This window comes from Phyllobacterium sp. P5_D12 (genome assembly GCF_054049495.1).
This window is the reverse complement of record NZ_JBFUMG010000097.1, coordinates 1-12081: the sequence shown is the minus strand read 5'-3', so window position 1 is coordinate 12081 and position 12081 is coordinate 1. Positions and strand designations below refer to the sequence as shown.

Annotated in this window: 9 protein-coding genes and 1 tRNA gene; 4 read left to right on the top strand and 6 right to left on the bottom strand. The window is 57.7% G+C overall.

Translation table 11 applies throughout. From position 1 onward, the window contains the following. Positions 1 to 313 (top strand): exodeoxyribonuclease VII large subunit (locus ACXJ5O_RS09230; protein WP_457299629.1); only part of this gene is annotated, 313 nt, incomplete at its 5' end. A gap of 159 nt (positions 314 to 472) precedes the next feature. On the opposite strand, the gene ACXJ5O_RS09225 is transcribed toward ACXJ5O_RS09230, so the two are convergent. Genes ACXJ5O_RS09225 through ACXJ5O_RS09215 form a run of 3 tightly spaced genes read right to left on the bottom strand, consistent with a single transcriptional unit; the run spans position 473 to position 3634 of the window. After that, the gene (locus ACXJ5O_RS09225; RefSeq protein ID WP_457299628.1) at positions 473 to 1570 is read right to left on the bottom strand and encodes an ABC transporter substrate-binding protein; all 1098 of its coding nucleotides are present in this window, start codon (positions 1568 to 1570) and stop codon (positions 473 to 475) included. After that, on the bottom strand, positions 1567 to 2967 hold the full coding sequence (locus ACXJ5O_RS09220) for a sensor histidine kinase (protein WP_457299627.1): 1401 nt from the start codon (positions 2965 to 2967) through the stop codon (positions 1567 to 1569). Before ACXJ5O_RS09220 ends, ACXJ5O_RS09225 begins: the two co-directional genes overlap by 4 nt. After that, positions 2957 to 3634, bottom strand: a complete 678-nt coding sequence (locus tag ACXJ5O_RS09215) for a response regulator transcription factor (protein WP_112526047.1) — start codon at positions 3632 to 3634, stop codon at positions 2957 to 2959. Before ACXJ5O_RS09215 ends, ACXJ5O_RS09220 begins: the two co-directional genes overlap by 11 nt. Positions 3635 to 4261: 627 nt before the next feature. On the opposite strand from ACXJ5O_RS09215, the gene ACXJ5O_RS09210 reads away from it, so the two are divergent. Further along, the gene (locus tag ACXJ5O_RS09210; protein ID WP_457299626.1) at positions 4262 to 5353 is read left to right on the top strand and encodes an AbrB family transcriptional regulator; all 1092 of its coding nucleotides are present in this window, start codon (positions 4262 to 4264) and stop codon (positions 5351 to 5353) included. Positions 5354 to 5391: 38 nt separating this feature from the next. On the opposite strand, the gene ACXJ5O_RS09205 is transcribed toward ACXJ5O_RS09210, so the two are convergent. Next, a tRNA-His gene (locus tag ACXJ5O_RS09205) sits at positions 5392 to 5468 on the bottom strand. 223 nt (positions 5469 to 5691) lie between these two features. Then, positions 5692 to 6147, bottom strand: a complete 456-nt coding sequence (locus tag ACXJ5O_RS09200) for a phasin (protein WP_112526051.1) — start codon at positions 6145 to 6147, stop codon at positions 5692 to 5694. Positions 6148 to 6448: 301 nt separating this feature from the next. Here ACXJ5O_RS09200 and ACXJ5O_RS09195 point away from each other — a divergent pair, with 301 nt between their 5' ends. Both ACXJ5O_RS09195 and ACXJ5O_RS09190 read left to right on the top strand, forming a co-directional pair. After that, entirely contained in the window at positions 6449 to 9529 is a 3081-nt protein-coding gene (locus ACXJ5O_RS09195; protein ID WP_457299625.1) for a PAS domain S-box protein, read from the top strand. A gap of 149 nt (positions 9530 to 9678) precedes the next feature. Next, positions 9679 to 11550: an AsmA family protein gene (locus tag ACXJ5O_RS09190; RefSeq protein WP_457299624.1), complete on the top strand. Its 1872-nt coding sequence runs from the start codon at positions 9679 to 9681 to the stop codon at positions 11548 to 11550. 6 nt (positions 11551 to 11556) lie between these two features. Here the strand turns inward: ACXJ5O_RS09190 and ACXJ5O_RS09185 are convergent, their stop codons facing one another. Continuing rightward, on the bottom strand, positions 11557 to 11961 hold the full coding sequence (locus tag ACXJ5O_RS09185; RefSeq protein ID WP_112526057.1) for a type II toxin-antitoxin system HicB family antitoxin: 405 nt from the start codon (positions 11959 to 11961) through the stop codon (positions 11557 to 11559). Positions 11962 to 12081: the final 120 nt, after the last annotated feature.

Here is a 12081-nt window from a genome sequence, read left to right as displayed (position 1 = left end):
GGTCCAAGCCGTCAATCTGCTGATCGACGGCGCGAAACGGCGCAGTGGGGAACTTGAGCGTCTGCTGAAAACCCTGTCATATCAAGGGGTTCTGGAACGTGGCTTCGCCGTTGTCCTCGACCCTTCAGGGACGCCGATCAAGCGAGCGGGCGCTGTTACAAGCGGCGACGACCTTACTCTCAAGTTTCAGGACGGTGACGTACAAGCTGTCGCAAAAGATGGTGAAGAACGCCGATCGCAGCCGAAAACAGAGCGTCCCGCCCCAGCCAAAAAGCCCCCTGTTCCGGCTGGTTCGCAAGGCTCGCTCTTCTGACTATTCGCGTCGCMACAACCATTTTTCTCGCCAGAGTTGAAAAAATCGTTCCAGATTCGATGATTCATGTGTGAGAATCGGGACTTCTTGTGTGTGAATTGAATATTCTTGCAGAGAAATTGTCCCGGTGTTGCGATCCGCCGTTCAAAATCGGGTTTGCTATTCTCGCGTCCATGCTGGACTGTTCAATTCAATCAGAGATTGTGACCAGTCTTCGATGAAACGCTGGCGTTGCGCTCTGTCCTGCACCGCGAGCAGAGCTGGGCCGATGCGGATCGGCTGAGCAACGCCGGACTCTTTCAAATTTTGCGGACCATCGACACCGGGCGGCAGTTCACCACTTTCCGTGAAATAGAAAGCATTGGTTCGCGCCACCGACTGGCCGCGCTCTGATAGCAGATAATCGAGGAACCTTGCACCGAGATCTGCTCGCTGTGCACCTTTCGGGATAAGCGCACCGCGGCTCAGGACGAGCGTATAATCGCGCGGCACCACCACGCCCAATTCCGGGTGACGCTGGGCGGCGTCGTAGGCATAGGAACCGAGCATATTGTAACCGATGTAGAGATTGCCCTTGGCAACCTCCTCGAGGATTTCGCCTGTGCAGCAACGGGCCACGGCGGAGGCACGCGCCATGCTCTCCAGCAGGCGGCCGAAGACGGTCGTGGTTTGCCGCGCATCATTGAAGGCGAGAAGATAACCGATCCCGGACAGGCGAATATCATAGGTGCCGACACGGCCGCGATAATAGTCGAGCCGCTCACGCAAGAGGTCTGCGAGTTCGACATGGGTGCGCGGGACTTCGGCGGGCGGAACCTTGCTCCTGTTATAAACGAAAACCGCCGGCTCATAAGTGAAGCCGAAGACCTCGTCGCGCCAATTGGCCCAGTCTGCAACGCGAAGGGTTTCGGGCGACGTATGCGCCGCGGCGCAGCCGTCATTGGCGAGCTTGAGCAGTTGGTCGACCGATGACGACAAGAGCAGATCGCCAAGCGGTTCGCCCTTGCGGCAGGCCTCGCTGGCCAGGGCATTCAGTTCGTTGGTCAGATATTCATTATAGTCAATCGACACATCCGGCGACGATTTCTGAAAATCCTCGATCAGCGGTTTTATCGCGACCAGATCTGTCGTCGAGTAGATCGTCAGCGTGCCTGCGCCCGGCTGGACGGCCGGAAACAGCGTTTTGTTGTTCTCGGCAGCCAAAGCTTGTACGGCGGTGAAACCAATCATCAAGAGTGCGAAACTGATCCGGATCATTTCGCCATTCCTTTGTACAGCGGCAGGGTCAGAACCACGGTAAAGCCTTTTTCATCACGGGCGCGAAAGCCCAACGTGCCGCCATGGGCATTTGCCACTTCCTGGGCAATGGCGAATCCAAGACCTGAGCTGCCTTCATGCGATTTCGACGTGGCAAAGCGCTGCGTCGCCTTCTCCCAGCTTTCAGGCGGGATGCCGGGACCATCATCCTCAACCTCGACAAAGGCTTGCGTGCCGCTGGCGCGTACCCGGACCTCCAGCCGCTGATCCGTGCCATGCCGCAAAGCGTTGTCGATGACGTTGACAATAGCTTCGCGCAGGCTGACTGCGTCGCCGAGAACGAAAGGCCGGTCATCCGGCGCTTCGAAAGAAATGACAATATCGGGATCGACCGTGACTGGAATAGCGACCCGATAGGCACGCCTTGCCACATCGACAAGGCTGATCGGCTCCAGCTGAACGGAATCGGCACGATGAATCACCATCGCGTGGCTGAGCAACTGATTGGTTAGCCGGGAGAGTTCGCTTGTTCTTTCCTTGACCCGATTAAAATGCTGGCGGCCCGCCTTGTCGAGTTTGCCGGTCCCCAGAAGATCGATCTGTGCCGTCAGCGCAGTCAATGGCGTGCGTATCTGATGTGCGGCATCGGCAATGAAACGCTGCAACAGATCGACGCGTTCATTAAGCCTTCCCATGAAATGGTTGATCGAGCTGACAAAGGGATCAAGTTCACGCGGCACGTCGACTGTAACCGGCGTCAGATCATGCGGATCGCGGCCACGAACCTCCGTCCCCAACTGTTCCACCGGCTGCAGCGCGTAGCGGATCGCCAGCATGGCACCAGCGAAAGCCAACAGACTCATGATGAACACGAGGATCGTCGCGCGCAAAGTAAGCTCGCGAGTCAAAGCCAATCGCGCCTCATTTGTCTGGGCTACGATGACATAGGCACGGCCAGAGACTGCGGGATCGGCGAGGATCCGCGTCGCATGGGCGATGCGCACAGGCTCACCCTTGTAGACGCCCTCTTCCACACTCAGAGGATCTTGCACGCGCTCCAGTGGTGTTGGTGTCTTGAGATCGTCATATCCGGTCAGGGTCAGGCCATGCGTATCGATGACGCGGTAGAAAATCCGGTCGCGATCCGCCAGGCCGAGCAGTTCGAACGCAGAGGTCGGCAGACGCGCAGTCAGTATTCCATCCTCGACCGAAAGACTTTCCGCCATCTGCAACGCTGCGCCAACGAGCAGGCGATCATACGCCTTGTTCGCGGCAGTCTCGGCATAATACCAGGCGGCACTAACGAGCAGTGCGGCGCCAATGAAAAGGACAAACGAAATGCGCCGGGCAAGGCGCCCGAATAGAGACGGGCCGTGTTGCAGGGCTTCAGGGCGCATCGCCAGGTACCAGCTGATAACCGAGCCCGCGCACGGTGACGATATGCGCTTTGGCACCCTCGAGCTTCTTGCGCAAACGGCCTATGTAAAGTTCGATCGCATTGGCGTTCGCCGCTTCATCGAAACCGAAAATCTGATCGAGCAGCTCATCCTTGCTGAAGACGCGTCCCGGCCGTGCTACGAGTACTTCGAGCAAGGTCAGCTCACGCCGCTTCAACTGCACTTCGCGCTTGCCGACGTGCACGGATCGTGTTCCGCGATCGACGGCAATATCACCGCATTTGATCAGGTTGGTCGCCTCGCCACCGGTGTGGCGGCGCATCAGGACGCGTGCCCTCGCCTCCAATTCACGGAAGTCAAACGGCTTTACCAGATAGTCGTCCGCCCCAAGATCAAGCGCTCCAACCCGGTCGTCAATTTCAGAACGCGCGGTCAGGATAAGGACGGGAACCGCATTGCCGGATTTACGGATGCGTTTGAGGATCTCAAAGCCATCCATGCCTGGCAACATGACATCGAGAATGATCAGCGCATATTCGGTGAAATCGATGATTTCGGCTGCATCCCGCCCATTGGTTTCCCAGTCTACGGCATGCCCTGTCGCCTCGAAACGCCTGGCGATTGCCTCTCCCACATCGTGCGTGTCTTCTACGAGCAATATGCGCATGGCGTTTCATTCGCATGAAACATCAAGGGCCGCAAACAGTAAAAAAGGCACAGAGCCAGCCGCTCATGCAACCGCGCAACCGACTATAGCGAAACGTTTCAACCGGGCGTTCGTAGCGCCGATGCCTCAACCAAGCGATGAAGTGAAAGCATTCTGTTTGGAGGCAGGAGCAGTCTGCCCCGAGCCAGCCGGTGCATCGAAGGAGATTGGCCACTTCGACCGAGGCAACGGCCTTGCTTCCAACTTGGAGGTAAAGCGATGTGGTTCAGACCATGTAGCGTTACCCTCATCATAAAAAGAACCCGGTCAGGCTGGACAATGTCTATCCGGGTTCATCTTATGAAATGAGGAATGGGGGCGGACGAAAGTTCGTCCCCGCTCCAAGCTCGAACATAGCAGTTCTGCGGATTTTTCCAAGTTTCAAATGCGCTAAACAGGGGTGGACGGCGCGCGACAGAAGATTATCCTGCGGCCAACTTTGTTGAGGCTGGTGAGACATTGGGGCGATGATAGTTAGTGACGCTTTTCCAAAAGGCTCCACAAAGGCGAAAAGCTCCGCTCATGTATGCCGCGTCGGCAAAGTCGTCTCAATACGCAGGGCCTCTCCTGGCTCTCCAACGGTTCCCAATGAATGTTCCTGAATGGATCGGCCGCATCCTTGGCGGCGGATTGAGCAGTCGCGGCATTGGGTTGCAATGGGCGATTTTGCTCGGATTGTCGATCCTGTTCTTCTTGCTTCTGCACGCGACTCATCTGCCGGCAGCGCTTCTGCTTGGGCCGATGGCCGCCGCCATTGTCGTGGCTGCAGCGGGCGGTTCGATCCGCCTGCCGATGCGCCCCTTCATTATCGCTCAAAGCGTGATCGGCTGCCTGATCGCGCTCAGTATTCGGCCCGCAGCGCTTGCCGAGATGCTGCACGACTGGCCCCTCTTCCTGGTGGTCATTGCGTCTGTTCTTCTGGCAAGCAACGCGCTCGGCTGGTTGCTGACACGCTGGCAAGTCTTGCCCGGTACGACTGCCATCTGGGGCTCATCTCCCGGCGCAGCGTCGGCGATGACGCTGATGGCCGAGGCCTTTGGTGCGGACATCCGCCTGGTGGCATTCATGCAATACCTACGCGTGGTCTTTGTGGCAGTCGTCGCCTCGGTCGTATCCAGCATATGGGTCACAGGTCCAACGGCCCCGGTCCCAGRAATCAACTGGTTCCCGTCCATTCCCTGGCTTGGTCTTGCACAAACTTTGATACTCATAACACTTGGAAGTTTGATCGGCATGCGGCTGCGCATCCCCGCGGGCCCACTCCTGGTGCCGCTTGTCGTGGGTGTCATCCTGCAAAATACGGGTATGATGGAGATCGTATTGCCGCCGTGGCTGCTTGCCGCGAGTTACGCGTTCGTTGGCTGGAATATTGGCTCGCGCTTCACACGGCCCATTCTTGTTCATGCAGCGCGTGCTCTGCCCCGCGTCGTCGCCTCTATCCTGACCTTGATTGCTATCTGCGGAGGAATTGCCGCCATCCTCGTATGGGTGGCCGACGTGGACCCGCTGACGGCTTATCTGGCGACCAGTCCGGGCGGTGCCGATTCCGTTGCGATCATTGCGGCGTCCAGCGATGTCGACGTGGCATTCGTCATGGCGATGCAAACATCGCGTTTCATCGTCGTACTTTTGACAGGCCCTGCGATTGCGCGTTTCATCGCGAAACGAACAGGGGTTTAAGGCCCGTCTTGGATTTGAAGAGTTTCGTGGAGAGATGATGGTACGGACGGGTGGGCTCGAACCACCGACCTCAGGAGCCACAATCCTGCGCTCTAACCAACTGAGCTACGACCGCATACCGTCATATTTTTGACAGGCGTCACATACGAAGGATTGACGCTTTTTGCAAGTGTTCGATGTAACAAAGACAGCAGCAAACCGAAAAAAGAAAAAGGCCGGGGGAGGATCCGGCCTTTTTCCATCAGCGCAAGACCAGGCGGGAGGAGCCATGAAGTCTTGCTTCCCCTACGGCCGGGAGGAGGAGTGCCGTCGGGGTATTTCTTCCATCAAGTCGCTGATTAAGCGACCTTGACGTCCTTGATTGCCTTCTCGACAGCCGACTTGACCGGTGCGGAGATTTCTTCAACGGCCTTCGAAGCAACAGCCTGGAATTCCTTGGCCTGACCGGAGATGGCTTCAGCCTGCTTGCGAACGAATGCGCTCTGCAGTTCGATCACTTCGCCAAAGGACTTCACGCCGATCAGCGCTTCAATGTGAGCGAAGCCGGCTTCGGTGTTGGCGCGGAATGCAGCCAATGCCTTGAGCGAAAGAGCGGCGCCATTCGACTGAGCAGTTTCAAAAGTGGTTTCAAGCGTCTTCTGAGCAGCTTCGGCCTGATCCTTGATCTTGGCATAAGCTTCCTTGGACTGAGCAACGCCCTTTTCGGTGAATTCGCGAACCTGGTCGGTTACAGCGGTTGCATCGAAAGTAGGGATCGAGAACGCATCGGCAGTCTGTTTGGTGGTCTTGCTCATAACAGGTTCCTTCCTTGGTGCAGATGGTCATTCGCCCCTGCAGCTGATTTCATGACCCCTATATAATCCAGAATATGGTGCGTTGCAACATTTATTTTGCAGTGCACAATCGTACGCCTGTTTCTAAATCGAAATTATTATGTGGACGGTTGTATTGCCGCGACGGAAGTTAACTAAACCAAGAGAAAGACATGTAAGATAGAGGGCTGCGAGTGGACGAGTGACGGCTGGATCATTATTAACAAAGTCTTAAGAACATCGCGAGGATGCGACAGTTCCATCGGAGCATGCTGATCAACATATGGCGTCTGGAACTTATCCATTCATCGACATCGCCGTCCTCGACGAGATTCGCGAGCACTTTGCCAATGGCGATGCGCTCGTCGTGATATCGCAGGATCTGCAGAACGTCATGTGGGCCAACGGCCAGGGTGCGTCGATGCTTGGCTATGCGTCGATCGACGAGATACTCGGTGGCGGAGCGGTGCTCGGCATACAGGCACGGCGGCAGCTCATGGCGCTGGATGGTTTTCCGGCCATCGGTCATGGACGCACCGTTTCGTTGCGCGTTGCCTTCGGGCTTTCCAGCCGCATCCTGACATTCCAGGCGAGCGATCTCACACTGCCGCGCGGCGAACAGGCCATTCTTCTCTCCATCGCCAATGCTGATCGGGCAAGTTCCGGGAAGCAGATCGCAGCATTGGCAATCAAGGGCCTTGGCGACCGGACAACGCATGCGGCGATGATCGACGCCAATGGCGGCGTGATCGCCGCATCGCAACAGTTTGCCAGGCTCGAATTCAATGACAAGATCCTCGGCGATCTCGTACGGGAGGTGCGGCTCGAGCGGGATCGCCTGGTAAAGCGCCCGGTACAAACAGTGAGCGGCGCTGTGCCCGCCGGCATTGCAAGACTGACCGACAGCCCCGCAATGCATCTGTTGTTTGCGATCGAGCCGGAGATTGTGGACGGGCAGACAAGCGAGATTGCAGCGCAGCCAGAACTTGCCGTTGTGCCCGAGGCGCCCATTGCCGATGCGCAGGTAGATCATGCAGCGGCAGCGCCTCAGACATCCTTTGCGCTCGAGCCATCATTCGAAGACACGGAAACACCTTCGGGCGTTTTCCAGTACGTACCATCCGAGGCGCCGGTGCGCTTTGTCTGGAAGGTCGACGCGCAGGCGAATTTCAGCGAGATATCACCAGAATTCTCGGCCGCTGTCGGACCGCAATCGGCGTCGATCATCGGCAGATCTTTCCGGGCCGTGGCTGCGAGCCATGGGTTCGACGACAATGAGGAAATCGCCGCGCTTCTCGAGCGCCGCGACACATGGTCGGGACGGACGGTGCTATGGCCAATCCAAGGCACGGACCTGCGCGTGCCGATCGAGCTTGCGGCACTGCCGATCTATTCGCGTGACCGGGCATTCCTGGGTTTCCGGGGGTTTGGCGTAGCCCGCATGGGCGATGTCACAGCCGATCCGAAAGCCGCCGGCAAGACATTGAACGAAAATCCCGGCGACACGCGGGCGGAGGGGCGGAATGCCGTCGTAGACGCGTTCAACGGGGAAAAGCCAGCGCTACAGATCACACCGGATACGGCAGACAACATCATTCCGCTCAAGACGCAACGGCCTTCACGCGACGACGGACGGCTCAACGATGCCGAACGCAATGCATTTCGCGAAATTGCCGAAAGGCTGCGCCGCGAAGTGCTGGGCGACGGCCCGAAGACCGGTAGCGACGCAGAACCTGCGCCTGCTGCACCGCCGGCTTCAACGATGAAGCCCAAGGTTCCGGATGCGGAAGTGGTCGGTCCGGGCTATGCCGTTGCTGATGGCGATAGCAAGAACGGACCCGCCCGYCCTGAGGATTTTGCGGTAAACATTCGCGAACAAGCGCGACAGGGCGTCGACACGTCCATTCTCGCAGCCCTGCCCTTGCCGGTCCTGATTCACCGCCAGGGCCAGATACTTTATGCAAATCCCGCGCTGCTGGAGAGCATATTGTATGCGTCTGCCGAAGCGATAAACGATGCGGGCGGCTTGAGCATCCTCTTCGCCGATGAAACTGGTGATAGCAGCGATGACGACGAAGCCGGCATGAACCTTCGCCGCAGCGATGGTTCGGTGACGCGGGTGCAGGCACATTTGCAGGCGGTCCGCTGGGACGAAGCAACCGAGAATGGCGAGCGCGCGCTGCTGCTCGCATTGTCGTCGCAAGCCCCGGCTGCCGACCACTTCGAGGTGAGCGAACGCCAGCTCTTGCAGAYGCGCATCGATGAGCTCAGCGCCATTCTCGACACGGCGACGGACGGCGTGATCCTGCTCGATTCAGCTGGTTCGATCCGCTCCGTCAACCATTCCGCCGCTGCGCTCTTCGGCTACGAGCCGGAGGAATTGACCGGCAAAGCCTTCTCCATGCTCTTCGCCATCGAAAGCCAGCGCGCGGCGATGGATTATCTGAACAGTCTTTCGGAAAATGGCGTCGCCAGTCTGCTCAATGACGGGCGCGAGGTGATCGGCCGTGAAGCCCAAGGCCGCTTCATCCCGCTGTTCATGACCATCGGCAAGCTGGACGCCTCCAAAGGATACTGTGTTGTCCTGCGCGACATCACCCACTGGAAGCGCGCAGAAGAAGAGCTGGTCAGCGCCCGGCGGGAGGCCGAACGCACGTCGGCCCAGAAGAGTGAATTTCTGGCACGCATCAGCCATGAAATCCGCACACCGCTCAATGCCATCATCGGCTTTTCCGAATTGATGGCGGACGAGAAGTTCGGCCCTATCGGCAGCGAACGCTACCGCGACTATCTGAACGATATCAGCCGTTCCGGCAATCATGTCCTGTCGCTGGTCAACGATCTTCTCGATATTTCGAAGATCGAGGCCGGAGCCGTCGAGATGGATTTCGAGGCGGTTTCGCTCAACGAAGCGCTGACTGAAGCCGTCGCCATCATGCAGCCGCAGGCGAACCGCGAGCGGGTCATCATCCGCTCCAGCCTGACATCGCGGCTGCCCGACATTGTCGCAGACCATCGTTCGATCACCCAGATCGCGTTGAACCTCTTGTCAAATGCGATCCGATTTACGGGGCCCGGCGGGCAGGTCATCGTCTCCACGAGCTATGAGGCGAGCGGCGATGTGCTTTTGCGCGTGCGGGACACGGGCATCGGCATGACGCGGCAAGAGGTCGAGCAAGCTCTGCGACCCTACAAGCAGATCACCACGCCGAAGCATTCTCGCAGCGATGGTACCGGCCTTGGCCTGCCGTTGACCAAGGCGATGGCCGAAGCCAACCGCGCCAATTTCACGATCGACTCCAATCCGGGTCGCGGGACAATGGTCGAGATAACATTTCCGTCCACGCGTGTTCTTGCTGAATAGACGGCCAATTCACAAACGGGTCATTTCCAACAAATCGATCGTAAAAGGTCTATACCGGCTTGAATTGCCCTGCATGATCGCTAAACCGTGGATGGCAGTGCAAAAATCCTTACAGCTGGCAGCTGGAAGGACTGAAATCGGAAACGCTCATGTCCTGGTACAGGCCAAGGAACCTTCTCGCCACGATCGTGATGTTGGCTCTCGTCGCCGTGGGCGTTCTGGCTGCCCTGCCCTACCTCGTCAGCACGGATCTGATCCGCGCGAGGCTCATTCAGGAAATCAGCAACTGGACCGGCTATAGCGTCGAGTCGCGCCAATCGCCGCAGATATCGTTTTTTCCCGTATTCGCCGCTTCACTCGGTGATGTGACCATCCGCAATCCCTGGCAGAGCGAAGGCGCCGCACCGTTCATGCAGGCGGAGCGCATCGACGTCGATCTGTCGTTACTTTCCGCGCTGATGGGCAATATCGAATTCACCGAAACCAAAATCGTGCGGCCAAAATTCGTCATCGACGAACCGATCAAAAGCCTGTCGGAGATTGGCGAAGCCCTTGCCAAGAGTGATGGCCGGATCGGCGATGTCGTCCGGGAAGCGCGCGTTGCGGTTGAAGCCAATCCCGCCAAGCCGGATATGAGCACCGTATCGTCGCAACCGTTCGGGCGTGTGCGGCTCGAAGACGCGACGGTCACCTTCAAGCGGCCAATCAACGGCGCCGAAGAACAAATCTCGAGCATTAGTGGCGTTTTTGACTGGCCGCAGACTTCGGGTGTCGCCAGTTTTCAGGGCAAGGCCATCTGGCACGGCGAAGAAACGGAGATCGACAGTTCGGCCACGCGCGCATTGTTGCTTCTGGCTGGCGGCACCAGTCCTCTTCAGGTCAACCTCAGCTCGACACCCTTGACGCTGTCATTCAATGGGTCAGCCAATGTATCAAAGGGCCAGTTCTACGAAGGCACGCTTTCACTGACCTCGCCATCCCTTCGACGTACACTTGAATGGTCGAGAATGGCAACAATTCCCGGCGCGCCGATCGGCAGCTTCGCACTGGATGCATCCGTCTCCGGTTCCACTACCCGCATGAAGCTGGACGGTCTGACGGCAACACTGAATGACAATCCCGCCAAGGGTGTCATCGAAGTCGTGCTTAATCAGGGAACGCCCAGCGTTACCGGCACGCTTGCCTTCGAAACGCTCGACATTCATTCGGTGTTCTCGGGTTTCATGCCCTTGCCGGATGCTTCCACGAACGCTGACGCGGTGATCGACAGTGGCTTTCTGAAGCAACTCAATCTTGACCTGCGCGTCTCTACACAGAAAGCGACGATCGGGACGATCGACCTCTCGAAGGTCGCGGCAACAGCACAAATCCGCAATGGGCGAGCCATATTCGATATCGGCGAGGCCTCGGCGTTCGATGGTTCGGTTGCCGCCAGTTTCCAGCTTGCGGATGAAGGGGATGGCGCAACGACCGGTGAATTGCGMCTCAACGGCACAGATGTGAACAGTGCTTCGATTGCCTCCCTGCTTGGATTTGGCGATCGCTTCCAATTGGGCAAAGGGACGATGTCCCTTGTCTTGAAGGGTCCGATATCGCGTTGGTCAACAGCGCTCGGCAATGCCAAGGGAACACTGTCCATGCGCTTCGGCAGCGGGCAAATCCGCAGCCTGGATTTCAATGGCCTGCTGAGCAAAGCCAAGACGGACCGTTTCTTCAGCCTCAACGAGAAGACGGATGCCTGGCTGGCCTTCGACAAATTCGAGGCCAAGGCGAATATCATGGATGGGGTGGCGGCACTGGAGACGGCGCAAATCCAGACCAAGTCCGGTACGTTGAGTTTTGCCGGCATCGTGACGCTGATCGGTAAAAGCCTGGCGCTCACAGGTGATTTCGCCGCTCCGGCACCAGCGGCAGGCGCTGCACCGGACGCACCCAAGCCGGAGCCGACGGTCAATCACACGCGCTTTTTCATAGGCGGTTCCTGGGACAATCCGTTTATATCGCCAATCATTTCGCAGTAGATGGGCTCAGGCCGCACTTCGAATGCGCGCGCGAGCCGCATCGGCCAGATAAGCCGACCGTGACTGCCCTTTTGCCTGGGCGGCTCTATCGATGGCGTCTAACAAGTTTTCATCCATCGACACATTGATGCGCACAGATTTCCCGGGCAAATCAAACGGCACAATCGTCAAAAAACCGTCACCAAGACTGTCGGCAAATAATGGGTCGGATCTAAGTTCCGAGAGGGTACGAACAAAGGGAAGTTGGTCTCCGTCTTCGACCATGCCAGCCACATGAAAGTTGAGCGTTTCCTCTCCCCTGCGGATCGCATCCTCTTCAGTTTGTCCACCAGAAACGCAACCCGGAAAATCTGGAAACGATATACCAAAGCCTTTATCGCCTTCATGTAGAATAGCATAGGTAAATGGCATTTTGGCCTCCTGCGCGACTATGGCCGGCTTACCAATCCCAGCCAGCCTGTATGAAGATGGACCTAAGTGTCTTTATTGGAAATTCCGTAACACCCATATCGACGGTAACCTTACCCGGCT

Coding starts and splice junctions, on each gene's coding strand:
- ACXJ5O_RS09225 (WP_457299628.1), bottom strand. CDS start 1,570: ATGATCCGGATCAGTTTCGCACTCTTGATGATTGGTTTCACCGCCGTA.
- ACXJ5O_RS09220 (WP_457299627.1), bottom strand. CDS start 2,967: ATGCGCCCTGAAGCCCTGCAACACGGCCCGTCTCTATTCGGGCGCCTT.
- ACXJ5O_RS09215 (WP_112526047.1), bottom strand. CDS start 3,634: ATGCGCATATTGCTCGTAGAAGACACGCACGATGTGGGAGAGGCAATC.
- ACXJ5O_RS09200 (WP_112526051.1), bottom strand. CDS start 6,147: ATGAGCAAGACCACCAAACAGACTGCCGATGCGTTCTCGATCCCTACT.
- ACXJ5O_RS09185 (WP_112526057.1), bottom strand. CDS start 11,961: ATGCCATTTACCTATGCTATTCTACATGAAGGCGATAAAGGCTTTGGT.